General features: G+C 69.7%; 28 protein-coding genes. 8 read left to right on the top strand and 20 right to left on the bottom strand.

Translation table 11 applies throughout. The annotated features are described in order from the left end of the window. The first annotated feature begins 109 nt into the window (after positions 1-109). Positions 110-883 (top strand): lysophospholipid acyltransferase family protein, encoded by a 774-nt coding sequence (locus ACQEU1_RS35260; RefSeq protein WP_433210932.1) that lies wholly within the window; start codon positions 110-112, stop codon positions 881-883. Here the strand turns inward: ACQEU1_RS35260 and ACQEU1_RS35255 are convergent. Both ACQEU1_RS35255 and ACQEU1_RS35250 read right to left on the bottom strand, forming a co-directional pair. Continuing rightward, a complete protein-coding gene (locus ACQEU1_RS35255; RefSeq protein WP_433210930.1) occupies positions 780-1,460 on the bottom strand; it encodes a hypothetical protein in 681 nt (226 codons plus the stop codon). The two genes, ACQEU1_RS35260 and ACQEU1_RS35255, sit on opposite strands and share 104 nt — an antisense overlap. 48 nt (positions 1,461-1,508) lie before the next feature. After that, a complete protein-coding gene (locus ACQEU1_RS35250) occupies positions 1,509-4,280 on the bottom strand; it encodes a BTAD domain-containing putative transcriptional regulator (protein WP_433210928.1) in 2,772 nt (923 codons plus the stop codon). 138 nt (positions 4,281-4,418) lie between these two features. Here ACQEU1_RS35250 and ACQEU1_RS35245 point away from each other — a divergent pair, with 138 nt between their 5' ends. Further along, positions 4,419-5,033, top strand: coding sequence for a class I SAM-dependent DNA methyltransferase (locus ACQEU1_RS35245; RefSeq protein ID WP_433210926.1), 615 nt, complete (start codon positions 4,419-4,421; stop codon positions 5,031-5,033). On the opposite strand, the gene ACQEU1_RS35240 is transcribed toward ACQEU1_RS35245, so the two are convergent. After that, positions 5,030-5,446, bottom strand: coding sequence for a MarR family winged helix-turn-helix transcriptional regulator (locus tag ACQEU1_RS35240; protein ID WP_433210924.1), 417 nt, complete (start codon positions 5,444-5,446; stop codon positions 5,030-5,032). The two genes, ACQEU1_RS35245 and ACQEU1_RS35240, sit on opposite strands and share 4 nt — an antisense overlap. Positions 5,447-5,504: 58 nt before the next feature. Between ACQEU1_RS35240 and ACQEU1_RS35235 the strand changes: the two genes are divergently transcribed. Beyond that, positions 5,505-6,182, top strand: a complete 678-nt coding sequence (locus tag ACQEU1_RS35235; protein WP_433210922.1) for an SDR family NAD(P)-dependent oxidoreductase — start codon at positions 5,505-5,507, stop codon at positions 6,180-6,182. Here the strand turns inward: ACQEU1_RS35235 and ACQEU1_RS35230 are convergent. The 9 genes from ACQEU1_RS35230 to thyX form a co-directional block, all read right to left on the bottom strand. Beyond that, positions 6,179-6,424, bottom strand: a complete 246-nt coding sequence (locus ACQEU1_RS35230) for a hypothetical protein (RefSeq protein WP_433210920.1) — start codon at positions 6,422-6,424, stop codon at positions 6,179-6,181. The two genes, ACQEU1_RS35235 and ACQEU1_RS35230, sit on opposite strands and share 4 nt — an antisense overlap. A 30-nt stretch (positions 6,425-6,454) precedes the next feature. Continuing rightward, a complete protein-coding gene (gene atpB, locus ACQEU1_RS35225) occupies positions 6,455-7,258 on the bottom strand; it encodes a F0F1 ATP synthase subunit A (RefSeq protein ID WP_433210918.1) in 804 nt (267 codons plus the stop codon). A 100-nt stretch (positions 7,259-7,358) separates the two neighbouring features. Further along, complete coding sequence (locus tag ACQEU1_RS35220; RefSeq protein WP_433210916.1) at positions 7,359-9,038, bottom strand: ribonuclease J; 1,680 nt, start codon at positions 9,036-9,038, stop codon at positions 7,359-7,361. Then, positions 9,035-9,931: a 4-hydroxy-tetrahydrodipicolinate synthase gene (dapA, locus tag ACQEU1_RS35215; protein WP_433210914.1), complete on the bottom strand. Its 897-nt coding sequence runs from the start codon at positions 9,929-9,931 to the stop codon at positions 9,035-9,037. The genes ACQEU1_RS35220 and dapA overlap by 4 nt, the downstream gene beginning before the upstream one ends. A 19-nt stretch (positions 9,932-9,950) precedes the next feature. Next, the gene (locus tag ACQEU1_RS35210) at positions 9,951-10,562 is read right to left on the bottom strand and encodes a TIGR03085 family metal-binding protein (protein WP_433210912.1); all 612 of its coding nucleotides are present in this window, start codon (positions 10,560-10,562) and stop codon (positions 9,951-9,953) included. A 28-nt stretch (positions 10,563-10,590) separates the two neighbouring features. Further along, a complete protein-coding gene (locus ACQEU1_RS35205) occupies positions 10,591-10,995 on the bottom strand; it encodes a hypothetical protein (protein WP_433210910.1) in 405 nt (134 codons plus the stop codon). Positions 10,996-10,998: 3 nt separating this feature from the next. Beyond that, positions 10,999-12,444 (bottom strand): protein kinase domain-containing protein, encoded by a 1,446-nt coding sequence (locus tag ACQEU1_RS35200; RefSeq protein WP_433210908.1) that lies wholly within the window; start codon positions 12,442-12,444, stop codon positions 10,999-11,001. 70 nt (positions 12,445-12,514) lie between these two features. Further along, the gene (locus tag ACQEU1_RS35195; protein ID WP_433210906.1) at positions 12,515-12,916 is read right to left on the bottom strand and encodes an ACT domain-containing protein; all 402 of its coding nucleotides are present in this window, start codon (positions 12,914-12,916) and stop codon (positions 12,515-12,517) included. Positions 12,917-12,920: 4 nt separating this feature from the next. Beyond that, positions 12,921-13,625, bottom strand: a complete 705-nt coding sequence (gene thyX / locus ACQEU1_RS35190) for an FAD-dependent thymidylate synthase (RefSeq protein ID WP_433210904.1) — start codon at positions 13,623-13,625, stop codon at positions 12,921-12,923. 68 nt (positions 13,626-13,693) lie between these two features. On the opposite strand from thyX, the gene ACQEU1_RS35185 reads away from it, so the two are divergent. Further along, entirely contained in the window at positions 13,694-14,209 is a 516-nt protein-coding gene (locus ACQEU1_RS35185; RefSeq protein ID WP_433210902.1) for a toxin-antitoxin system HicB family antitoxin, read from the top strand. Between the two features lie 5 nt (positions 14,210-14,214). Next, positions 14,215-15,120 (top strand): DUF4097 family beta strand repeat-containing protein, encoded by a 906-nt coding sequence (locus tag ACQEU1_RS35180; protein ID WP_433210900.1) that lies wholly within the window; start codon positions 14,215-14,217, stop codon positions 15,118-15,120. A gap of 28 nt (positions 15,121-15,148) precedes the next feature. On the opposite strand, the gene ACQEU1_RS35175 is transcribed toward ACQEU1_RS35180, so the two are convergent. The 3 genes from ACQEU1_RS35175 to ACQEU1_RS35165 all read right to left on the bottom strand — a co-directional run bounded on the left by ACQEU1_RS35175 (position 15,149) and on the right by ACQEU1_RS35165 (position 17,259). Further along, positions 15,149-15,442, bottom strand: coding sequence for a hypothetical protein (locus ACQEU1_RS35175; RefSeq protein WP_433210898.1), 294 nt, complete (start codon positions 15,440-15,442; stop codon positions 15,149-15,151). Between the two features lie 219 nt (positions 15,443-15,661). Next, positions 15,662-16,270 (bottom strand): TetR family transcriptional regulator, encoded by a 609-nt coding sequence (locus tag ACQEU1_RS35170; protein WP_433210896.1) that lies wholly within the window; start codon positions 16,268-16,270, stop codon positions 15,662-15,664. A gap of 5 nt (positions 16,271-16,275) precedes the next feature. Next, entirely contained in the window at positions 16,276-17,259 is a 984-nt protein-coding gene (locus ACQEU1_RS35165) for an aldo/keto reductase (protein WP_433210894.1), read from the bottom strand. 128 nt (positions 17,260-17,387) lie between these two features. Between ACQEU1_RS35165 and ACQEU1_RS35160 the strand changes: the two genes are divergently transcribed. Together ACQEU1_RS35160 and ACQEU1_RS35155 are read left to right on the top strand one after the other, a co-directional pair. Continuing rightward, entirely contained in the window at positions 17,388-17,930 is a 543-nt protein-coding gene (locus tag ACQEU1_RS35160) for a winged helix-turn-helix domain-containing protein (RefSeq protein WP_285638825.1), read from the top strand. Next, the gene (locus ACQEU1_RS35155; RefSeq protein ID WP_433210892.1) at positions 17,927-18,802 is read left to right on the top strand and encodes an SRPBCC family protein; all 876 of its coding nucleotides are present in this window, start codon (positions 17,927-17,929) and stop codon (positions 18,800-18,802) included. Before ACQEU1_RS35160 ends, ACQEU1_RS35155 begins: the two co-directional genes overlap by 4 nt. 48 nt (positions 18,803-18,850) lie before the next feature. Here ACQEU1_RS35155 and ACQEU1_RS35150 read toward each other — a convergent pair whose 3' ends face one another. Further along, positions 18,851-19,348, bottom strand: a complete 498-nt coding sequence (locus tag ACQEU1_RS35150) for a hypothetical protein (RefSeq protein ID WP_433211983.1) — start codon at positions 19,346-19,348, stop codon at positions 18,851-18,853. 30 nt (positions 19,349-19,378) lie between these two features. Continuing rightward, the gene (locus tag ACQEU1_RS35145; RefSeq protein ID WP_433210890.1) at positions 19,379-19,921 is read right to left on the bottom strand and encodes an N-acetyltransferase family protein; all 543 of its coding nucleotides are present in this window, start codon (positions 19,919-19,921) and stop codon (positions 19,379-19,381) included. 69 nt (positions 19,922-19,990) lie between these two features. Here ACQEU1_RS35145 and ACQEU1_RS35140 point away from each other — a divergent pair, with 69 nt between their 5' ends. After that, positions 19,991-21,196: a winged helix-turn-helix domain-containing protein gene (locus tag ACQEU1_RS35140; RefSeq protein WP_433210888.1), complete on the top strand. Its 1,206-nt coding sequence runs from the start codon at positions 19,991-19,993 to the stop codon at positions 21,194-21,196. Positions 21,197-21,357: 161 nt separating this feature from the next. On the opposite strand, the gene ACQEU1_RS35135 is transcribed toward ACQEU1_RS35140, so the two are convergent. Genes ACQEU1_RS35135 through ACQEU1_RS35125 form a run of 3 tightly spaced genes read right to left on the bottom strand, consistent with a single transcriptional unit; the run spans position 21,358 to position 23,860 of the window. Continuing rightward, complete coding sequence (locus tag ACQEU1_RS35135) at positions 21,358-21,795, bottom strand: tetratricopeptide repeat protein (RefSeq protein WP_433210886.1); 438 nt, start codon at positions 21,793-21,795, stop codon at positions 21,358-21,360. Continuing rightward, a complete protein-coding gene (gene dapB, locus ACQEU1_RS35130) occupies positions 21,792-22,529 on the bottom strand; it encodes a 4-hydroxy-tetrahydrodipicolinate reductase (RefSeq protein ID WP_433210884.1) in 738 nt (245 codons plus the stop codon). The genes ACQEU1_RS35135 and dapB overlap by 4 nt, the downstream gene beginning before the upstream one ends. Then, a complete protein-coding gene (locus ACQEU1_RS35125; RefSeq protein ID WP_433211980.1) occupies positions 22,526-23,860 on the bottom strand; it encodes a M16 family metallopeptidase in 1,335 nt (444 codons plus the stop codon). Before ACQEU1_RS35125 ends, dapB begins: the two co-directional genes overlap by 4 nt. Positions 23,861-23,912 lie beyond the last annotated feature (52 nt).

Raw genomic sequence — 23,912 nt, 5'->3', positions numbered from 1 at the left:
GTAGTCCCTCGCGTCTCACCAGCCCCGTTTGCAACTGGGACGCGTGCGAAACCTCATGGTTCCCCGGATCCGGCACGGTGTCGTTCCGACACGCCGTACGCTGCCCCGCGTGTCCACACCGCTCTTCTGGCGCGTGCTCATGGTGGTCGACCGTGGCCTGATCGCGCTGACCGGCAAGCTCGAGGTCTCGGGAGACATCCCGCCGGAGCTGCTCGGCAAGCCGTTGTTGCTGGCCTCCAACCACATCGGCAACCTCGACCCGATGGTGCTCATCGCGGCGTGCCGCAAGATCGGCGTCAACCCGCGCTTCATGCTCGCGGGCGGCCTGCTCGACGCGCCGATCATGGGCCCGGCCCTCGCGGCGTGCGGTCACCTGCGCGTCGACCGGGCGTCGGCGAACGTCGGCGAGGCCATGCACCGGGCCGTGGAGGCGCTTCAAGCCGGCGGTGACCCGATCGCCGTCTACCCCGAGGGCAAGATCACCCTGGACCCCGGCATGTGGCCGGAGCGCGGCAAGACCGGCGTCGCCAGGATGGCGCTGGGCGGCTCGATCCCGGTGGTCCCGATCAGCCAGTGGGGCGCGCACGAGGCCGTGTACTGGGGGAACCTCAGCGTCGGCGGCTGGAAGGACCTCCTGCCTTACCTCACGTCGTGGCTGCGGGCGGTGCGCAGAAGGCCGACGTTCAAGGTCCACTTCGGCAAGCCCGTCGAGTTGTCCGACCTCAACGCCGAGACCATGGGCGACGCCCGCCGCGCGCACGAGCGGATCATGCGCGCGATCACCGAGGGCTTGGCGCCGTTGCGCCTGGACGAGCCGGACGTGCCGAAGTTCCACGACCCGACCCGCCCGACGACCGGTTCCTCCCCCTGGCGGCCCGCCTGATCGAGTAGGCGAGCACGGTCACCAGCATGGTCAACGGCATCGGGTTGCCCATCCAGAGCCCGAGACCGAAGTCGACCCCCGCGATCACGAGGCACGCGAGGAACGTCCCGGCGCTCGCCGTGGGCAACTTGACCTTCGGGTCCGCCCACGGCGTGCGCCCCCACGGCTTCGCCACGCTCAGCCACGCCTGGAACGAGATCGCGCTGATCATCAAGGCCGTCCCGACGGGCATCCAGGCGCTCGTGTGCCCGTCGATGGCCTGCGCCAGGTTGTCGCTCAGGATGAAGATGCCCACGTAGAGCTGGCTGACCGTGATCACGAACTTCGCGAGCACCCACCAGTGCCGGAAGTACCCCCACGGCGTCGTCGCGCTGAGCATGAACCCGCTGAACGCGCTGACGTTGGCCATGATCGCGAGCACCCCGTGGTCGAGGAACCGGGCCATCCTGAACGCGTTCACGTCGCCCGTCCTCATGCCGTAGAGCAGCAGGGCGAGCAACGCGACGGCCTGGCTGAGCCAGCCGACCGAGGTCACGACGTGCAACCACACCAACAGGGTCCGGGCGCGCTTCTGCATGACGTGTAGCTTGCCTACCTATCGCGGCGGGCACATCAGGGATCTCCCCTAGGCGAGGTCGTGCAGCCTCGCCCGCACCTCGGGCGTGCGCGGGTGGTCGTAGTCCTCGTAGATCGTCAGTGCTTCCAGCAGGTGCGTCCGCGCGACCTCCGGCTGGCCCGCGCTCGTCTCCCCCAGGCCGTGCAACGCCTCCGCGAGGCTCTTGCGGTCGCCGAGCACGCGCAGGAACGCGATGGCGTGCCGGAACGACTCGCGCGCCTGGCCCGCCTGCCCCAGCCCGAGCAACGCCCAGCCGATGCTGACCAGCGCCATCGCCTTGCCGTGCACCGCGTCGTGCGCGTCCATCAGGTCGTACGCCGTGCGCGCCGATGCCAGTGACGCCTCGAACTGGCCCGCCGAGCGCAGGATGTCGCTGTGGAACAGGCGCGTGCCCGCCTCGCCGAACCACGACCCGACCTCGGCGTGGCCTCGCAGCGCCTCCCCGAACCTGTCGACGGCGAGGTCGAACTGGCGCAGTCCGCCGTAGGCCATGCCCAGGCCCGTGAGGCTCCACGCGGCGCCGGCCGCGTCGCCGATCTCGTGCCGGATCGACAGGGCTCGGTCGAAGAGTTCCAGTGCGTCCGCGAAACGTTCGCCGCGGAACGCCGCCAACCCTTGGCCGTGCACCGCCCACGCGCGTGCGGCCTGGTTGCCGTCACGCGCGGCACTGCGTTCGGCGACGCGATAGGAGCGCATCCACTCGTCGAGTGCGCTGGAGACGATGAAGTAGTTCCACAGCGCCAGCGGGATCTGCCAGGCCGTGGACGAGTCGTGTTCCTCCGCCAGCCGCGTCACCGCCAGGAGGTTCGAGGATTCCGTTCTGCACCAGGTGAAAGCCTCGTCGTGCGAGGTGAAGTCCTGAGTGGACAGAGGCGGCAGCAGGAACGACGGGTGGTCCGGCGGCGCGATGATCGCCCCCGCGGCGTTCGCCGTGTCGAAGTACCAGCCCAGCAGGCGTTGCACGGCCTCGTCACGGCCGGTCGCCGACTCCTCGGTGGCGCTGAGCTCCGTGGCGTACAGGCGAAGCAGGTCGTGCAGGCGGTAACGGCCGCGCACGACCTCCTCCAGCATGTGACCGCCTGCCAGCACGTCCAGCAACGTCCGGGCGCGCGACACCGGCACGCCGGTCAGCGCCGCCACCGCGGCCAGGCTGATCTCGGCGCCGGGGTGCAGGCCGATCAGCCGGAACGTCCTCGCGGCGTCGGGTTTCAGCGCCAGGTACGACCACGAGAAAGCGGCGCGCACGGCCGTGTCCTCGTCATCGCCCGTGGCCAGCACGTTCAGCCTGTCGCGTTCATCGGCCAGGTCGCTCGCGAGGTCGGCGAGGGTCAGATGTGGCCTGGTGACAACGCGTTCGGCGGCGATCCGGACCGCGAGCGGGAGGTGCCCGCACAGTTCGACGAGCTTGGCGGCGGCCTCGGGTTCGGCGGCCACGCGGTCGGAGCCGACGGCGGAGGTCAGCAGTGCCAGGCCCTCGTCGCGGGTGAGCGTCGACAACGTCAGCGAGTGCGCGCCGTCGCGGGCGACGAGGCCGCCTAGGTGGTTGCGGGACGTCACCAGCACCATCGACGTGGACCGGCCCGGCAGCAACGGGCGGACCTGCTCGGCCAGCCGTGCGTTGTCGAGCAGCACCAGAACCCGTTTGCCCGCAAGGACACTGCGGTAGAGCGCGGACTTCGCGGGCAGGTCGTCCGGGATGCGTTCGGACGGCACACCGAGGCTTTGCAGCAGGTGGTGCAGGGCGGCGGCAGGCTGCACGGGCGGCGCGGACGAGTCGAACCCGCGCAGGTCGACGTGCAGCTGTCCGTCCGGGAAGCGCGCGGCGACCTGGTGCGCGAACCTGACGGCCAGCGCGGTCTTGCCCACGCCACCGGTCCCGGTGATCGCGACGAGCACGGGCGCGTGGTCGTGCGGGACGACCTCGGCGAGCTTCGCGAGCTCTTTCTCGCGGCCGGTGAAGTCGCGGATCTCGTGCGGCAGCTGGACGGGCACCAACGCGGGCGCGGTGGGTTCCGGCTGCGGGTCCGGTCTGCCGACGAGGAGTTGTTCGTGCACCTGGCGGAGCTCGGGGCCGGGCTCGATGCCGAGCTCGTCGATCAGCAACCGCCGCAGGTCCGCGTAGACCGCCAGGGCCTCCGCCTGTCTGCCGCCGCGGTACAGCGCGGACATCAGCAGGCCGTGCAGCCGTTCACGCAACGGATGCGCACTTACGAGCGTGGTGAGTTCCCCGGCCACTTCGGTCTCACGACCAACTGTGAGCATCAAGGCCGCACGTTGCTCCACGGCCGTGAGCCGGAGTTCGGCCAAGCGCGCGCGTTCCACGGCGGCGAACGGTCCCGGCACGCCGTCCAGAGCGATGCCCCGCCACAGCCCCAACGCCGCGTCGAACGCGGCGAGCGCCTGTTCCGGCTGGTCCCGCAGCCGTCCGGCCTCGTCCAGATGCGCGCGGAACACGGCGGCGTCCGAACAGCGGGAAGGGAGCCTCAGCAAGTATCCAGCGTCCGTGGAGAGCAGCACGGAGCTCGGCGCGCGCGACGCCCGGTCCGGTTCGAACAGCCTGCGCAGCCCGGCGACGTAGGTGTGGATGCCGTTGTCGGCGCTGGCCGGTGGGCCGTCGCCCCAGACGGCGTCGATGAGTTCGCTGCGGGACACGACGTGGTTCGCGCGCAGGGCGAGCACCGCGAGCACGGCTCTCTGCCGCGGCGGGCCGAGCGTCAGCTCCTGACCGTCCACCGCGGCCGCGAGCGCGCCCAGCAAGCTGACGCGCAACTCGTTCCGCACTCTTCGTCTCACTTCGTCGCTGTCCGCGTTCACCCAGCAACCTACCGTCAGTTTTCGTCCAGAAGCCATCCAGACGGCGTGCAGAGACCTTCTCCACACTTCACTCAGGTGGATTGGGCCGAAATGAGGGGCGGGGAAATGAACGCGGCCGAGGTCTTCGACACGCTCGGGCTGGAATACCAACGCGCTTGGTCGCACCAGCCCGCCCTGCACGGCACCCTCGCCTGGTTCGCCGCGACGCAGCCCTCCGGCTCGCGCGTGCTCGACATCGGCTGCGGCACGGGCGTTCCCGTAGCTCGCACCCTCGCCAAGGCGGGCATGAAGGTCACCGGCCTCGACGTCTCCCCCGTGATGGTGGACCTCGCGGCGGAGCAGGTGCCGGACGCGACGTTCCACAAGATCGACATCCGCGACTTCGAGTCGCCCGCGGGCTCGTGGGACGTTATCTGCGCGGTGTTCTCGCTCCTGCAGATGTCCCAGGCCGAGATCGTCCAGACCCTCGGCCGCATCTCGACCTGGCTGCGGCCGGGCGGCCACTTCTTCCTCGCCACCGTCGCGATCGACGTCGAGAAGGTGACCCTGCCCTGGATGGGGCAGGAGATCGAGGTGTCGTCGTTCTCAGAGGAGAACTACGAGGCGCAACTGGCCGAGGTCGGCCTGCGGGTCGTGCGCCGGAGCCGGCCGGTCTTCACGCCGTCGTACCCCGGCGCCACGCCGGAGGAGTCGCTGCACCTGGTGTGCCAGCGCCCCTAGGCGCCGAGTTCCTGGATCACTTCCCAGAAGGCGCCGTCCGGTGCCCGATCGAACAACGCCCTGCGCACCGCCCGTGCGTGCGCGGGGCGGGCTTCGGCCAGCGCGGCACGGCCTTCATCGGTCGCACTGACGACCATCCGCCTGCCCACGCCGTCCTCGCGCAGCACGAGACCTCGCTCCGCCATCCGCGACAGCTGACGGGACAGGCGGGCGCGCTTCCAGTCCAGCATCCTGCCGAGGTCGTGCTGCCGCATGCGCCCGTCGCCGTTCTCGATCACGCGCGACAGCACGGCGAAGTCGGCCGCGGACAGCCCGGACGCGCTCTGGATCTCCTGAGCGACCGCGGCGAGCACCGCGTCGTTCGCCCGCTTCCAGGCGATCCACCGCGCCATCTCGCCCTCGCTCAGCGTCATGCCTCTCACACTACCTCCGAGTTGCCATGTAAACACCTGCGGGCGCATGCTTGTTTACATGACAACTCAGGTACTCGTCACCGGCGGCAGCACCGGCATCGGGTTCGGCCTGGCGGCACGGCACCTCGCCGCGGGACACCGCGTCCTGATCACCGGACGCCGCGCGGACCGGCTCGACGCCGCAGCCGCCCTGCTGCCGGGCGTCGAGACGGTCGTCAACGACATCGCCACGCCTTCGGGGAGGTCGCTGCTGGCCGACCACGTCCGCGCCGTGATGCCGGACCTCGACGTGCTGGTCAACAACGCGGGCATCCAGCGACGCGTCGGCATCACCGAGGACCAGGCACCCTGGGACGAGGTGCAGCACGAGATCGACGTCCTGCTCGCCGCGCCGATCCACCTCGGACGGCTGCTCGTGCCGGTGCTGCTCGCCCACGGCCGGCCCAGCACGCTGATCAACGTGACGTCCGGCGGCGCGTTCGTGCCGCAGCCGTTCGCGCCGGTCTACAGCGCGTCCAAGGCGGCGCTGCACAGCTACACCGTGAACCTGCGCAAGGCGTTGGCGGACACGACGGTCCGGGTGGTGGAGCTGATCCCGCCCGCCGTGGCGACGGAACTCGCCGGGCCGGGCCAGTCGCACGGCGCCGGCCTCGACGAGTTCTGCGACACGGTCTTCCCGCAGCTGGACGGCTCCCGCCCGGAGGTCGGGTTCGGGCCGACGCTGCAACTGATCTAGCGCACGATCGCGCGCAGTTCCTCGGGCGGCGGGCCCTCGTGCACCTCGCCGTCGCGCACGATCCACGCCCGCGCGTCGCCGGCCTCGCCGGTCAGCAGGAAGAACCCGACCGGATGGTCACCGTCGTCGTCCACGAACTTCGCGATCTCGGCGACCTGCGCGCGCAACCAGTCCAACGCCTGCACACGTACGTCACCGCCGTACGTGACGTACAGCGTCCAGCTGAACGACCTCTCCGGCACCGACCACCCGGCCGAGCAGAGGTGCCCACGTCAGTGCTGCTCCGCCAGCGCGCGGCCGATGAAGTGCGCCGACAGCAACGCGAAGATGTACGCCTGCAGCACCTGCACCAGCGCCTCCAGGAAGAACAGCGCGATCGCCAGCGCGAACCCGACCACCGACACCGGCTTGAGGTAGATCGGCGCGTTGAACAGCAGGAACTCGCTGCCGAGCGTGAACACCAGGATCAGCAGGTGGCCCGCGAACATCGCCGCGAACACCCGGATCGCGAGGTTCACCGGGTCGAAGAAGAACTTGAGGATGACCTCGGTCGGGATCAGCAGGCCGTACAGCACGGGCTTCGGCACGCCCGGGATGACGAACTGGTTGCGCAGGTAGCCGCGCAGGCCGAACTTGCGGATCCCGACGTAGTGGTAGAGCGGGAAGATGATGATCAAAGCGATCGCGAACGGGAACCCGCTGTGCGTGAACGTCGGGAACTGCACGAGCGGAATCAGCCCGTAGACGTTGTTCACGAGCACGAACGAGAAGATGCTGACGATCAGCGGAACGTACGGCGCGAATTCCTTGGCGCCGATCTGTTCGCGCGCGATGGTGTTGCGGCCGAAGTCGTAGACCGATTCCGCGGCGAACTGCCAGCGGGACGGGACGATCTTCAGGTTCCTGGTCGTGACCAGGAAGAACGTCAGGATGATCACCACCGAGAGCACCAGCAGGACCTGCGGTTTCGTCACCTCGAGGGTGAACGGCAGGCCGAACGGCTCGTGCCAGCTGAAGATCGGTGGGAGAAGAATGTCTTCTTTGCCCGGTGGGGTGAAGACGTCATTACCGGCCATAGGGCGACCCCCTCGTCCATGGTCTGGGATCAAACCTTATCGGACGAGGGGGACGCAGATCACAGCGGGGTCACGCGAGAACCCTGTTTCACGCCAACGGTTACACCGGAATGACGGTCGGCACGATCATCGGACGGCGGCGGTACGTCTCCGCCACCCAGCGGCCCACGACGCGGCGCACGGCCTGCGCGACCCGGTGCGTGTCGGTGATGCCCTCGGCCTCGGTGCGCGCGAGCTCCATCTCCACCAGCGGCACGACGGCTTCGAGCGCCTTCGGGTCGTCGGAGAAGCCGCGGCCCGAGATCGTCGGCGCCACGACGGCTCGGCCGGTCGCGGTGTCGATGGCGACGGAGATCGAGATGAAGCCGCCCTCGCCCAGCACAAGGCGGTCGGACAGCGTCGACTCGCCGACGTCGCCCACGGACAGGCCGTCGACGTAGACGTGGCCGACGACGACTCGGCCGGAGACGGCCGCCTTGCCGTCGATCAGGTCCACGACGACGCCGTCCTCGGCGATGACGACGTGGTCCTCGGCGACACCGGTGGCGACGGCCAGCGCGGCATTGGCGCGCAGGTGGCGCCATTCGCCGTGCACCGGCATGACGTTGGACGGCCGCACGGCGTTGTACAGGAAGAGGAGCTCGCCGGCCGGGGAGTGGCCGGAGACGTGCACCTTGGCGTTGCCCTGGTGCACGACGGTGGCGCCCAGCTTGGCGAGGCCGTTGACGACGTTGAAGACCGCGTTCTCGTTGCCGGGGATCAGCGACGACGCGAGGATGACGGTGTCGCCCTCGCGGATCGAGATCTGGCGGTGCTCGCCGCGCGCCATCCGGGACAGCGCGGACAGCGGTTCGCCCTGCGAGCCGGTGGAGACGAAGATGACCTCGTTCTCCTCCATCCGCATCGCCACGTCGAGGTCGACGAACAGGCCGTCCGGCACGTTCAGGAAGCCCAGCTCGGCGGCGATGCCCATGTTGCGGACCATCGAACGGCCGACGAACGCGATCTTGCGCTTGTACTGCACGGCGACGTCGAGGACCTGCTGCACGCGGTGCACGTGCGAGGCGAAGCACGCGACGATCACGCGCTGGTCGGCCTTGCGGATCACGTTCTCGAGCACGGGACCGATCTCGCGCTCGGGCACGACGAAGCCGGGCACCTCGGCGTTGGTCGAGTCGACCAGGAACAGGTCGACGCCCTCGTCGCCGAGCCGCGAGAAGCCCGCGAGGTCGGTCAGCCGCCCGTCGAGGGGCAGCTGGTCGAGCTTGATGTCACCGGTGTGCAGGACGAGACCGGCGGACGTGCGGATCGCGACGGCCAGCGCGTCCGGGATCGAGTGGTTGACCGCGAAGTACTCCAGCTCGAACGGCCCGAACTCGGACTTCTGGCCCTCGCGCACCTCGACCAGGCGAGGGTTCTGCCGGTGCTCGCGGCACTTGGCGGCGAGCAGCGCCAGCGTGAAGCGCGAGCCCACGACCGGCACGTCGGGGCGCAGCTTGAGCAGGAACGGGACCGCGCCGATGTGGTCCTCGTGGCCGTGCGTGAGGACGATGGCATCGATGTCGTCGAGCCGGTCCTCGATGGCGCGGAAGTCGGGCAGGATCAGGTCCACACCGGGCTGATCGTCTTCGGGGAACAGAACTCCGCAGTCGACCACGAGCAGCCTGCCGGCGTGCTCGAAGACGGTCATGTTGCGGCCGACCTCGCCGATTCCGCCGAGAGCGACGACGCGGAGGCCGCCTTCCGGCAGTGCGGGTGGCAGTTCGGTCGATTGGGTCACGCGTTGACTCCCAGTTCGGCCGCGATGGCCTCGATGTCTTCGGCTGCGGCCGGCACCAGCGGCAGACGGGGATCACCCACGTCGAGTCCGCGCAGGCGCAGCGCAGCCTTCGTGTACGTCACGCCGGGAACCCGGCGGAAGGGTCGCAGCAACGGCAGCAGCGACTCGTGGATTTCCTTCGCCCGGGCCACGTTCCCGGCTTCAAAAGCTTCGAGGAGGTCCCGCAGGCGGTCGGCCGCGAGGTGGCCGATCACGCTCACGAACCCGACGGCGCCGACGGCGAGCCACGGCAGGTTCAGCGGATCGTCGCCCGAGTAGTAGGCGAGATCGGTCGAGGCGATCACCCGGCTGCCCGCGTGCAGGTCGCCCTTGGCGTCCTTCACGGCCACGATCCGCGGGTGCTCTGCCAGCCGCAGGAGGGTGTCGACCTCGATCGGCACGATCGCGCGCGGCGGGATGTCGTAGAGCATCACCGGCAGGCCGGAGGCGTCGGCGACGGCGGTGAAGTGCGCCAGCAGGCCTTCCTGCGGCGGCCGCGAGTAGTACGGCGTCACGACCAGCGCACCGTGCGCGCCGGCCCGTTCGGCCTGCTGCACGAGGTGGATGCTGTGCGCGGTGTCGTAGGTGCCGGCACCGGCCACCACGGTCGCGCGGTCGCCCACGGCCTCGACGACGGCCGTGATCAGCGCCGTCTTCTCGCGGTCGGTGGTCGTGGGGCTCTCGCCGGTGGTGCCGTTCACGACGAGCCCGTCGTTGCCCAGGTCCACCAGGTGTTTCGCCAGTTCCTGCGCCTTGGCGAGGTCGACCTCGCCACGAGAGTCGAACGGCGTGACCATGGCGGTGAGAACGCGGCCGAACGGGCGGCTCGGCGCTGCGTAGGGGCTTGCGGGCATGCGCAGAAACTACCCGAGTTCACACACTTCGGTTCAACGACCGCACCCGTTGCACCGCGTCGGCGTCACCGCTGTATTCCACGCGGGCCTCGTCACGCCCGAACGCCAGCATCACCAGCTCGGCCACCTCACCGGTGATCACCACGCCGTTCGCGCCCTGCTTGGCGACGACGTGCTCGCCATCGGGCCGCACGAGCGTCACACCGACGGGCGACGACTTGTACGTCATGCGCGCGGTGAACGGCAGCAGCTTCCACAGCGTGGCCTCGCGCCGGGCGTCGTACGGCCGTGGCTCCCAGTCCACCTGTGCGCGCCGCACGTCCTCGTGATGCACGAAGTACTCCGCGGTGTTCATCAGCTCGTCGAACGGCGAGATCCAGAACGGCGGCGTGCGCACGAGGTCGAGCAGCTCGCTCCACGCCTTGTGCGCGTAGTCCTCCTGGACCTTCTCGGTCCACTTCGCGAAGACGGGCAGCACGATGCCGGGCGCGGTGTCCGGGCGGCGTTCGCGGATCGCGAGGTGCGCGGCCAGGTCCTTGGCCGACCACGTGCCGCACAACGTCGGCGCGTCCGGACCGAGCTCGGTCATCAGGTCGACCAGGGCCTTGCGCTCATCGCGGGCGAGACTCACTCCCCCATTCCACCACAACCCGCCGAGGTCACGGCTTGTAGCAGTCCTTGAAGCCCGCGGGCTTGGACGTGTTGTCCGCGAGGAGCTTCTCGACCTGGTCGCGCCTCAGGTTCTCCGGGTAGCCGGGCCAGTCGGGCTCCTGCCCGTTGACGTGCAGCTCGTCGAGCCAGTAGCCGGACTGGCCGGAGGTCTTCGCGAACTCCAGCTCGCACCCCTTGACGTTGACCATCACCTCGATGGTCCTGTCCTTGGACTTGATCGTGCGCTTGCCGACCTTCTTGGACTTCGTCTCCGTCTCCGTGCTGGGCTCGCCGGGGTTGCTGAAACCAGCGGCCTTGAGCTCGGAGACGAACTTGTCCTCGTTGCTGGTGCACGCCGTGAGGGCGGCAGCCGTGCCAAGGACCAACAACGCGGAGATGATCCGTCGCTTCACTTGTCAGTTGTCCTTCTTCGCACTGATCGAGCCATCGAGTTTGCTGCCGTCCTTGGCACCGGCGAGACACCAGATCTTGCGCTCGGCGTTGCCGCTCTTGTCCTTGGTCCACGCGCTCTCGCTCGGGACCAGGGTGGTGAGCTTGAGCTTCGAACCGTCCTTGACCCACTGCGAGTTCAGCGTCATCTCACAGCGTGCCACCCCGAGGCTCTTCAGGGAGTCGGTTCCGGGATATGCGGCGTCGGGCAGGTTGGACGCGACGGGCAGCGTGTCGATCGCGTCGAACACCTCGAAGTCGTGCGGCTTGTCGCACTCCTCGCGGGTGTCGGAGTTGAGCAGCTTCGCCGGGGCGACCTCGCCGAGCCCGCAGGTGTTCTCGTACAGGCCGAACACCGGGATCTCGGCGCCCTCGCCGTACGTCAGCGCCGTGCTGCCGCTGCTGCCGCCAGGGGCGGTGAAAGCCTTGTGCGCGAAGATGCCGCCGGTGAACGCCGCCGCCGCGATGACGACCGCGGCGACCAACGCGATGATGCGGTTGCGCTTCTTCTTCGCCGGGTCCACGGCCGGTGCCTGCTGCTGGTACTGCTGCGTCTGCACGGGCGAGATGCCGGTGGGCGGCGTCGGCTGGTTGCCGATGCTGGAGAGCATCGCGCGGGCCTGCGGACCGGACAGCCTGGCGTTCGGGTCGGCGATCAGCAGGCCGGTGATCACGGCGCCGAGCACGCCCGTCGCACGGGTCAGCCGCGGGGTCTCGCTCATGATCGCGTGCAGCGTCGAGGCCGTGGAGGAGCGTTCGAACGGGCTCCAGCCCTCGACGGCGTAGCAGAGGGTCGCGCCCAGGGCCCACAGGTCGGACGCGGGACCGGCCTCGTGGCCGTGGATGCGTTCCGGCGCCATGTAGGCGGGCGAGCCGATGAGGCTGCCGCTCGTGGTGAGGCGCGGGTCGTCGACGGCCTGGGCGATGCCGAAGTCGGTGAGCTTGAGCTTGCCGTCCGGGCGGACCATCAGGTTGCCGGGCTTCACGTCGCGGTGCACGATCCCGGCCTGGTGCGCGGTCTCCAGCGCGGACAACGCCTGCAGGGCCATCGAGACGACCTGGTTCTGCGGCATCGGGCCGTGCACGCTGATCAACGTCGACAGCGTGGCCGCCTCGACCAGCTCCATGACGATGTACGTCGTGCCGTTCTCGTTGATCGCGTCGTAGACCGTGACGACGGCGGGGTCGTTGAGCTTGCCCGCCGTGCGCGCCTCACGCAGAGCGCGCTCTTCGAGCACACGGCGCTCCTCGTGCGCGATGCCGTCCGGCAGGTGCAGTTCCTTGATGGCGACGAAGCGCCCGATGTGCCGGTCCTGGGCGCGCCAGACGATGCCCATGCCGCCGCGGCCGAGCTCCGCCACCAGGGCGTACCGGCCGGCGATGACGCGCGGTTCGACTGCCTGTCCGTGCACGTGCGCTCCTGAAGCTGAGGAACCGGGGGCGTTGACGGTACTTGAGACCCGCCAACTGGAGGATCGGTTCCTAAGCTTCCGGCGCTACAACCAGTTCGTGACCTGCGGCACGCAACGCCACCACGGCACGTCCGAGGTCGGTCTGCTTCACCAGCAGGTGGTCCGTGTCGTAAGTGGACAGCGCGAACAGCGAGACGCCCGCCGCCGCCAGCTCACCCGCGAGAGCGGCCATGATGCCGGTGAGCGTGAACTCCAGCGGCCCGCGCACGGTGAGCAGCCGCCAGCCCTTCTCCGACGTCTCGCTCTCGAGCGCGAACGACGAGGGCGCGATGATCGACAGCTCGGCCGGGGTCCTGGTCACGGACACCAGGACGCCGGTGAGGTCGAGCAGCCCGCTGGGGACCGGTGCGTCCGGTGCCAGGCGCGTGACCGCGTATTCGCCGGGCCGGACGTCCACGATGAGCCGCTTCATGCGCTCAGCCTTCAACCACCAGCGGGCTGGAGGCAACTTCTGTGCCGTCCGGGAGTGTCGAGATCACGAAGTCGGCGAACGCGTTGGGCGCGGCCTTGGTCAGCTCGCGCAGGCACGCGACGGCGAGCTCGCGCAGTTCGACGTTGATGTGCTCGGTCGCGCGCATCGCGATGAAGTGCCGCCACGAGCGGTAGTTGCCCGTCACGACGATCTCGGTGCCCGTGGCGTTGGGCAGCACGGACCGTGCGATCTGCCGCGCGCGCCGGCCGTTCACGGTCTTCTCCAGGCTCTGCACGAGGTCCTCGTACGCCCGCAGGCTCGCCTCGGTCGCGGCGACGAACCGCGCGTGCAGTTCGGGGTCCTGCGCGATCAGGTCCGGTTCCACCACGTCGGTCGGGTCGGTGCGCTGGGAGAGCTGCGAGTACGAGAAGTGCCGGTGGCGGATCAGCTCGTGGGTGAGCGAGCGGGGCAGCTCGGTCAGGTAGAGCGACGCGCTGCCGTGCTCGAACGCGGCGAGGTGGCCGACGTCGAGCAGGTGGTGCAGGAACGTCGCGTTGGTGTTCGTCATCGGGTTCGAGCGGTCCCACGACTGGTAGCAGGCCCGGCCGGCGAACTCGACGAGCGCCGCGCCCCCGTCCGCGTCGGTCGTCCACGGCACGTCATCCGGTGGGATGAACTCGGTTTTCGCCACCAAGCGCACTCTCGGCATGGCGCCGACATTAGCCCTGACACCACGAGTTCCTTGCGCGATGTCCCGAGTGACGTCATAGTGGTGTCATGGATCTGTCGCCGTACATCGCGTCACTGCGCGAGGACCTGGCGACGGCCGCGTCGGCGGGGGACGAGAACACCCGTCGAACGGCCGCCGCGTTGTCCGCAGCGCTCGAGCCAGCCGCGCGACTGGCGATCATGAACGCACTGTCCGACCTGGCAGCGGAGGTCACCGCCTCCCTGGACGGCCAGGTCGTGGACGTTCGACTGGCAGGCAGGGACGTCCAGGTGGTCGTCACCGGGTCCGCCGAACCGGAGCCGGAGCCCGGCCCGCGTCACGAGGTGCCACCGTTTGGCGCCGGTGACGCCACGGGTGACATCAGCCGCATCACGCTGCGCATGATCAACGAGCTCAAGTCGAAGGCCGAGGCCGCCGCGGCCGCCCAGGGCGTGTCGCTGAACTCGTTCATCCAGCAGGCCGTGGGCGGCGCTGTGCACGGCAAGCAGAAGCACCAGCGGCACCAGGGGTGGAGCGGGAACACGGGGTCGGGCTCGCGGGTCCGCGGATGGGTGCAGGGGTGAGCGTGATGACCGAACCGACAGACACCGAGCCGTCCGGCGTGGTGCGTCAGCAGAGCTTCGAGTTCGCGGGCGTCGCCGAGATCGACATCTCGCTGCTCAGCGGCCGGGTGCAGGTGCAGCTCGTCGACGCGCCCGGCGTGCACGTCGAGGTGCGCCACGACCCGAACGCGGGCAACTCGTGGACCGAGGGCCTGTCGAGCGTGCTGAGCTGGGTCAGCGGCCAGTTCGGCACCGACAAGGCGGCTCCCCCGTCCGGCCCTGAAGAGGCCGTGCGCGACGCACGGGTCGAACTGCTGGGCAACCGTTTGCGCATCGAGTCGTCCAAGGCGCTGCCGTTGCGCGCCGTGCCGCTCTCGGTGGCGGTGACGGCACCCGTAGGGTCGCACGTGGCATCACGGACCGGCGCGGCGGACGTCATCGTGACGGGCGGCGCGGGCAGGCTGGACCTGAACACCGGCACGGGCAGCGTGTCCGCGGACCGCGCGACCGGCGAGGCCAAGGTGAACTCCGGCGCCGGGACCGTGCGCCTGGGCACGATGCTGTCGTCGCTGAAGGCCAAGACCGGCAGCGGTGACGTCGAGGTGTCGTCCGTCGGCGGCACGTCCACGCTGATCACCGGCACCGGTGACGTGTGGCTGGGCGCCGTGCAGGGCAACGTCCAGGTGCGCACCGGCAGCGGTGACCTGACCGTGGCCGACGCCGCGTCCGGGGAGCTGCAGCTCGGCACGGGCTCGGGCCACATCCGCGTCGGCATCAGGCAGGGCACGCTCGCGCGCATCGACCTGGTGTCCACGTCCGGCACCGCCCGCAGCGACTTCGACGTGTCGTCCGAACCGCTGGGCGACGCCGCTCTGTCCATCACGGGCCGCACCGGCAGCGGCAACGCGCTGGTGACCGCCGCCACGAACTGACCGGGGGGTCGGGTAAGGACGTCCCCGGTCAGGGCTCCTGGAACGGTTTGGAGCCACCGGGGACGTCATCCGGGAACAGCGGGCAGCGGATCTCCGCCGTCAGGAACTTCCTGATGAAGCTGGAGAAGTTGCCGTTGTAGGACCACTTCTCGCGCATGTCCGTGACCAGCACGGTCCACTCGTCCGGCTCGCCCTGCGTGTACCAGAGGCAGTGCTCGCCGTTGACGGTCATGCCCCAGGGCAGCAGGCCAGGACGGTCGGGGTGCACCCGCAGGCCGGGCGCCCGCCGCAGCGCCCGCAGCATCTTGGGCGCCGTTGCCATCCAGTTCATGAAACCGGCACGTGCCGTTGGGTGCAGGATGCGGACGTAACCGCCCACAATGAGAGGCGGATAGGCATCGGCGAGATGCACGAAGTCGCTGGGCAGCGCTGTGCCGGCCCGTGCGTTGACCGCGTCCCAGTCAACCGGGTCAGGACGCCTCTCGGGCGCTCCCAGCAGATCGATCCACTCGTCAGGCGGCACCGTTCACCTCCGTGACCCTCAAGCATCGCCTGTGGCACTAGGGATTCGGTTGTACCGCAGTCCATCGACGACCAGTGAGACCACAGCGTCGAACGCGTCCTGAATGTGAGGATTCCCCCACTCTTGGGCGTGGGCCGGGTGGTGGAACACCTGCGTCGCGTCCCACACCGCCTGCGCCGTCGTCTGGACGTCGTCCGTCACGAACTCACGGGTATCCACTCCGGCCTGGATGATGCGGGCGATCTGCCCCACCAGGTGACCCAGGTGGTAGTCGGGGATGATGCTGCTCTCGCTCACCAGCACCTTGTAGGTCGCGAACAGCTCGGGCTCGTCGGAGTGCGAGAGCCGCTTCTTGTCGAACAGGTGCTGGAGCCACGCCCGCAGGTTGTCGCCGGCGCTCGCCTCCGGGTCGAGGACCGACTCCATCTCCACGTGGATCGCGTCGAGCCAGCGCCGCGTCACGGCCTCCCGCAACGCGGCCTTCGTCGGGAAGTGGCGGTAGACGCTGCCGTGGCTGACCCCGAGGGCCTTGGCGACGTCGACGACGGTCGCCTTGGCCGGGCCGTACCTGCGCAGCACCTCTTCGGTCGCCACGAGGATCGCCTCGCCGGTCAACGCCTCCGCCACGTCTCTCACCTCTCGCTGTCCAGCATCGCCATCTGCTGGGCCGGGTACCGCGTGCCCGCGGCGGCCCCGACCGGAACGACGGCCTCGATCTCGTCCAGTTCCCGCTCGGTGAACGTCACGCCGACGGCACCGATCGCCTCCTCAAGCCTCGCACGCTTGGTCGTGCCGACCAGAGGCACCACGTCCTCGCCGCGTGCCGCGACCCAGGCGATGGCGAGCTGCGCGACCGTGACGTTCTTGGCCTCGGCGATCTCGCGGAGCTTCGCGACGAGGACCTCGTTGCTGCTGAGGTTGTCGCCCTGGAACCGGGGCGTGTGGCTGCGGTAGTCGCTGCCGTCGAGCGCGAGCGGCGTCGAGGAGATCAGGCCGCGCGACAGCACGCCGTACGCGGTGATGCTGATCCCGAGCTCCCTCGTGACCTGCAGGATCTCCCGCTCGACGCCCCGTTCCAGCAGGCCGTACTCGATCTGCAGGTCGGCGATCGGGTGCACGGCGTGCGCGCGGCGGATGGTGTCGGCGCCGACCTCGCTCAGGCCGATGTGGCGGACCCGGCCCTTGTCGATCTGCTCGGCGATGGCGCCGATGGTGTCCTCGATCGGCACGTTCGGGTCGAGCCGCGCCGGCCGGTAGATGTCGACGTGGTCGGTGCCGAGGCGCTGCAACGAGTACGCGAGCGAGTTGGCCACGGCGATCGGGCGCGTGTCGAAGCCGAGGAACGCGCCGTCGTGGTCGCGCATGCCGCCGAACTTGACGCTGAGCACCGCCTCGTCGCGCCGGCCCTTGATGGCCTCGGCGACGAGCATCTCGTTGTGGCCCTGGCCGTAGAAGTCGCCGGTGTCGAGCAGCGTGACACCCGCGTCGAGGGCGGCGCGGACGGTCGCGATGCTCTCGTCCCGGTCGGCCGGGCCGTAGGCGTTGGACATGCCCATGCAGCCCAGGCCGATGGCGGACGCGACCGGGCCGGTGGCTCCGAGCTGACGCTTCTGCATTTCGAACCCCTCCGTTGTCTTCGGTACCTCCACCATGCCCGTTGGACTGACAGATTTCAATATCTGTCAGTCCATTTTTGTTGGCGTGATTGACAAAAATGTTTTGAACGTTCAAAGTGATTTTTGCGATGAGAGACGTGATCTATCTGGACCGGATGGAGCAGGCCGAGACCCTGCTCAAGCCGCAGCGCGTGGAGGTGCTGCGGCAGCTCGCCGCGCCGCGCTCGTGCACCGAGGTCGCCCAGGTGCTCGACCAGACGCCGCAACGCGTGCACTACCACGTGAAACAGCTGGTCAAGGCCGGTTTGGCCACCCAGGTCTCCGAGCGCAGGGTGCGCGGCGTCCAGGAAGGCCTCTACCAGGCCGTGGCCCGGTCGTACTGGCTGTCGCCGCGCCTGGTCGGCCGGATCGGGTCGCGCGACGAACTGGCATTGGGGCATCTCGTGGACCTCGCCGAGCAGATCCAGGTCGACGTGGCGGCCCTCGACAGGTCGACCGAGCTGCCGTCCGTGGGCGTGTCCGGCGAGATCCGGGTGCCGCCGGAGGACCGCGCGCGGTTCCTCGCCGAGCTGCAGACGACCTTGCAGGACCTCTTCACCCGATACGGCGGCGCGGAGGGAGATGCCTTCCGCATCGCGCTCGCCTGCTACCCCAAGGGAGACGATCGATGAGCACCGGAACTGTCCGCGTCCGCACCTCCGCCTCGCCCGCCGCCGTGGTCACGGCCCTGACGACCGCGGACGACCTGCGCGTGTGGCTCGCCGAGCACGCCGACGTGGACCTCGACCAGGGCGTGTACGAGTTCTGGGGGCGCTACACGCCCGACGGCGAGCGCGGCCGGCAGAAGCTGCTGGAGGCCACCTCTTCCTCGGTGCGCTTCTCGTGGCTGCTGAAGGGCACCGAGTACACGATCGAGCTCGGCGTGGAGGAGCGCGACGGCGAGACGCTGATCGTGGCGTCGCAGTCGCCGTTCCCCGACTGGGGCGCCGCGATCGAGGACGAGGGCGGCGCGGGCGTCGTCCAGACGTTCTGGTCGCTGACGCTCGCGAACCTGGTCGAGCACGTCGAGGGCCGGCCGGTGTTCGCCCTGTGCGACTTCTCGACGCCGGAGCAGCGCATCGAGGTCGACATCGCGGCCACCCCCGCGGCGATCATCCACGCGCTGACCGACGAGGAGGTGTTCGCGCGGTACTTCGGGGCGCGGTGCTCGATCGAACCGCACGTCGGCGGCCGGTGGGCGATGGGCAGCTTCGAGGACGAGCCGAACCCGGCGAAGATCATCGCGCTGGACGAGAACCGCTTCGCGCTGGAGTTCCAGGACGGCATGGTCGCGGACTGGCAGCTGAAGGGCTCGGACGGGAAGACGCGGCTGACGTTCGTGCAGAGCGGCTTCGACGTGACCGACCCGCCGTACGGCTCGTGGCTCGGCTGGCTGTCCGGGTTCGCGGACATGCGCCGCATGCTGGAGCTGCCGTCGTGGCGTCCGATGTGGCACTCGTACGAGGCGCCCGGCCTGCCGGACGGGGTTCTCGTCCTCGAATGACCGGGTGTGGAACGGGCGGGTGAGGGCCGGATCCTCCGGCTCTCACCGCTAGATCCAGGCCATCACGATGGCCGGCGAGGCCGCGAGGAAGCTGAACCTCGCGAACCGCCCGACCATGCCGGTGGCCACGAACATCAGCGTGGACATGCCGGCGAGCCCCGCGAGCACGCTCGTCGCCATGAACGGCGGCACCCCGACCAGGGCGCTCACCCCGTGGGTGCCGGCCATCCAGTTCGGGTGCGCCCGGCACTTCACGTGGATCCACTCGCCCCACCGGTGCATGCGCGTGCCGGGCCCGAACCACCTGCTGAGCTTGGACGGCTTGTCGCTCTTCTTGCGGTGCAGGAACTTCGGCAGGTGGATGTCACCGCGCGCGGCGTAGAAGTACAGCAGCTTGCCCAGCACCTGGCCGACCGCGACCGAGAGGCCGACGATCCAGAACGATGTGTCCGGCCAGCGCGCACAGAGTCCCAGCACGAACATCTCGATGCTGATCAGGGGGACTATCGCTGAGCCGAGCGCGACCCCGAAGGTGAGGCCAACCAAGGCGAGCACCCGGCCGAGGCTACACACATCTCAGAGGTCGAGTCGGACCGCGAGGTCTCCGGACACCCGGATTTCGCGCAACGGACGCCCGCCTGCGTCCAACGTGCGCACCGTGCCGTCACCCGTCCAGCCCAGTCGTTCGTAGAAGTTCTTCGACGCCTTGTCGGCCTCGGGGATCCACGCGATCCCCCTCGTGGCACCCGTCTCGGCGAGTCGCCTCCCGGCCTCCGCGACGAGCCGCGTGCCGTGCCCCCGGCGGCCCCACCGGGGCTCCACGAGCACGCTGACGAGTGCCGTCGTCTCCGCGTCCTCGGGCAGCGAGCCGTCCGCTCTGGCCACCTCGTCGTCCGGTGCCTTGCTGGCCACGACGAACCCGACCGTCCACTCCCCCTCGGTCGCCTTGAGCACGGCTCCGCTGTGGACGGCGAGGGACCACGCCTCGTCGGCGTCGAGCGTGTCCAGCACGTCCTTCGGCAGCAACTCGGCGTACGCGAGCCGCCAAGTCTCCCGATGGATGCGGACGATCTCCTGAAGGTCAGCAGCGGTGGCGATCTGGACGCCGGCGTCGGCCATAAACGCAGCTTATCGACGCCCCTTCCCAGAATTGTCAGGGGTGCGTGCCACCATCGTCGGGTGCAGACGATGAGTGCGGACGTGGCCCGTCGAATCGCGCTGGGCGCCCAGGGCTTCACCGACCTGAGGCCGTCCGCGGCGACCCGCAGACACCTGCAGCGAGTCCTGTCCCGCGTGCAGCTGCTCCAGATCGACTCGGTCAACGTGGCCGTCCGCGCGCACTACATGCCGTTGTTCTCCCGCCTGGGCTCCTACGCTCCCACCCTGTTGGACGAGGCGGCGTGGACCCACTCGGCCCGCAAACCCCGCATGCTCGTGGAGACCTGGGCCCACGAGGCCTCCCTGGTCCCGGTAGCCGACTGGCCGTTGTTCCACTCGGGAGCCAAGAAACGAGGCTGGTGGCAGAACTACCAGACCCTGGTGGACCGCTCCCCCCAGCTGGTGGACGAGGTCCTCGCCGCCGTGAAGGAACTGGGCCCCATCGGCGCGGGCGCCCTGGAGAAGGCTCTCCTCGGCGACTCGGGCCGTTCCAAGGGCCCGTGGTGGGACTGGTCCGAGGTCAAGCGAGTCTGCGAGGTCCTCTTCGGCGTGGGCGTCCTGACGACGGGCACCCGCCGTTCCTTCGAACGCCTCTACGACCTGACCGAACGCGTCATCCCGGCCGAGGTCCTGGCCCAGCAGTGGACCCCGGAGTCCGGCGCCCGCGAACTGGTGCAGCGCTCAGCGGTGGCCCTCGGCGTGGCCACCGAACCAGACCTGCGCGACTACTACCGCCTGGACCCCCGCCACTCCCAGGCGGCGGTGGCGTCACTGGTCTCGGACGGCGTGCTGGAACCCGTCGCCGTCGAAGGCTGGAAGGCAGTCGGCTACCGCCACGCAGAGGCCAAGGCACCCCGCCGAGTAGTCGGCCGCGCGCTGCTGTGCCCGTTCGACCCGCTGATCTGGGAACGCGCCCGCACCGAACGCATCTTCGGCTTCCGCTACCGCATCGAGATCTACGTCCCCGAACCCAAGCGGGTGCACGGCTACTACGTGTTCCCGTTCCTGCTGGACGGCGAACTGGTGGGCCGCGTGGACATCAAGGCGGACCGCGCGGCGGGCGTGCTGCGCGTGCAGTCGGCCTGGGCCGAGCCGGGGGTGGACCGCCCCAGGGTGGCGGCGGAGCTGGCCGCGGAGCTGCAGCACATGGCGGAGTGGCTGGGGCTGGAGGAGGTCCTGGTGGTGCAGAAGGGAGACCTGGCCGCAGACCTGATCACGGCAGTCCTCGCAGGCTGACCGCCGCGGAAGCCAGGGACGCAACCCGCACCTGGCGAGCATGCTGAAACCGGCGGCCACCCTCGAACCTGAACCACGCGCCGTGCCACACCAACCCAGCCACCGCACCGGCACCAACCCGGCCAGCGAAGAAGCCCCGGACCACCGGCCCGGGGCTTCCGTCACGAATGCAGTTCGATCGCCTTCCGCATGGTCTCCCGCGCCCTCCCGCGGTCCCCCGCGATGTCGTACGCGTAGGCCAGCCGGAACCACACCCGCCAGTCCGAAGGCGACGCCTCGACCTCGGCCCGCCGCTCCTCGAACCACGAGTCGGCGGCGTCCCGATCCACCCGCCCGGACGGCCGGCGCGGCAGGTGCGAGACGTCGGGCAGCAGCCCGTCCGCCTCCAGCTCCCGCGCCATCTTCTCGGTCTCCCAACCGAACCGCAGGTTGGAGTACACGAGCCACACGCCGAGCAGCGGCAGGATCAGCACGCCGACGCCGAGCAGCACTCCTACGATCTCGCCGGTCTGCAGCAACGCCACGGCGCGGCCCGCCAGCAGGACGAAGTAGACCGCGAGTGCCGTGATCAGCACCGCTACGGTGATCCGGACCTTCACAGGTCGAGGTACTTGTCGAGGCCAACGGCCAAGCCCGGGCGCGCCACGATCTCCCGCACGCCCAGCACGACGCCGGGCATGAAAGAGGTGCGGTGCAACGAGTCCTGGCGCAACGTCAGGGTCTCGCTCTCCCCGCCGAACACGACCTCCTGGTGCGCGATCATGCCGGAGATGCGCAGCGAGTGGACGCGCACGCCGTCGACCAGAGCACCGCGGGCACCCGGTTCCTCGACGGTGGTGGCGTCGGGCATCGGGTCCATGCCGGCGCGCGCCGCGGCGATCAGGCGGGCCGTGTGGGCCGCGGTGCCGGACGGGGCGTCGGCCTTGCGCGGGTGGTGGAGCTCGATGATCTCGGCCGACTCGTAGTAGCGGGCCGCGATCTCCGAGAAGCGCATCAGCAACACCGCGCCGATGCCGAAGTTCGGCGCCACCAGCACACCGACCGACGGCTGCGACTCCAGCAGTGCCGAGACCTGGGAGAGCTTGGCCTCGTCGAAGCCGGAAGTGCCCACCACGCAATGGATTCCGGCGTTGACGCAGAACTCCAGGTTCCCCATCACCACGTCGGGGTGCGTGAAGTCGACGACGACCTGCGCGCCCGCGTCCGTCAACGCGGACAACGGGTCGTCGGCGTCGATCGCCGCCACGACCTCCATGTCCTTGGCCGCCTCGACGGCGCGGACCACCTCGGAACCCATGCGGCCCCGCGCGCCGAGAACTCCGACGCGAATCATGCAATCACCTCGTGTACCTGGTCCGGCAGATCGTCGGCGTGATCGTAAGGTCCCACCACCGCCGCGGCGACGGGGCGGCGCAGCAGATCACGTGCGAGCAGCGCCACTTCGTCGGCCGACACGGCGTCGATGCGCGCCAGCGTCGCCTCGACGCTCAGGTGGTCGCCGTAGTTCAGCTCGGACTTGCCGATGCGCGACATCCGGGAACTGGTGTCCTCCAGGCCCAGCACCAGCGCACCGCGCAGCTGTCCCTTGCCGCGCGCCACTTCCGCGTCGGAGAGCCCACCGCGGGCGACGTCCACGAGCACCTCGCGGATGACGCCCGCCGTCTCGCCCAGGCGGTCCGGCTGGCAGCCCGCGTAGACCGCGAACGTGCCCGTGTCGGCGTAGAGGCCCACGGACGAGTAGACCTGGTAGGCCAGGCCACGGCGTTCGCGCACCTCCTGGAACAGCCGCGAGCTCATGCCACCGCCGATGGCCGCGTTCAGCACGTTCAACGCGAACCGGCGTTCGTCGTGGCGGTCCAGGCCGCGCATGCCGAGCATCATGTGCGCCTGCTCGGTGTCGTCCGTGTGCAGCACGAGCTTCTGCGCGTCGGCGATGCGCGCACGACCCGCCCGCGGCACCACCGCGCTGCCCTCCCGCGACAGCCGGTCGCCGAGAGCCTTGCGCACCAGGCGCATCACGTGAGCGTGCTCGATGTTGCCCGCGGCGGAGAACACCATGCGCGGCATGGTGTAGCGCTTCTTGTAGAACGAGAACAGGTTGTCCCGCTCCATGTCCTGAATGGACTTCTCGGTGCCCAGGACGGGACGCCCCAACGCGTGCCCGCCGAACAACGCCTCGATGAACGCGTCGTGCAGCAGGTCCTCGGGGTCGTCGTCGCGCATCGCGATCTCTTCGAGCACGACACCGCGTTCGGTCTCGAAGTCACGCGGGCCGCAGATCGCCTCGAACACCACGTCCGCCACGAGGTCGACCGCCAGCGGCAGGTCCTCGTCGAGGACGTGCGCGTAGTAGCAGGTGTGCTCCTTCTCGGTGAACGCGTTCAGCTCGCCGCCGACCGCGTCGATCTCCTCCGCAATGGCCGCGGCCGACCGGCGCGCGGTTCCCTTGAACAGCAGGTGTTCCAGGTAGTGCGCGGCACCCGCGACCTCGGGCCGTTCGTCGCGGGACCCGACCTGCACCCACAGCCCGACCGACGCGGACCGCACGCTCGGGATGCGCTCGGTGATGACGCGCAGGCCCGACGGCAGCATGCTGCGCCGCACCTCGGACCCCTCGGACGCCTCCAGCACGCGCGTGCTGCCCGGCTTCTGGAGGTGCCCCAACGCGGGAGTACGCGGACGGCCGCGGGTGGATGCACCCGCGGCCGTCACGTTG

This window comes from Lentzea sp. CA-135723, assembly GCF_050936595.1.
Classification (GTDB): Bacteria; Actinomycetota; Actinomycetes; order Mycobacteriales; family Pseudonocardiaceae; genus Lentzea.
Note: the sequence above shows the minus strand (reverse complement) of the source record. Positions and strands in the feature narration are given on the sequence as shown.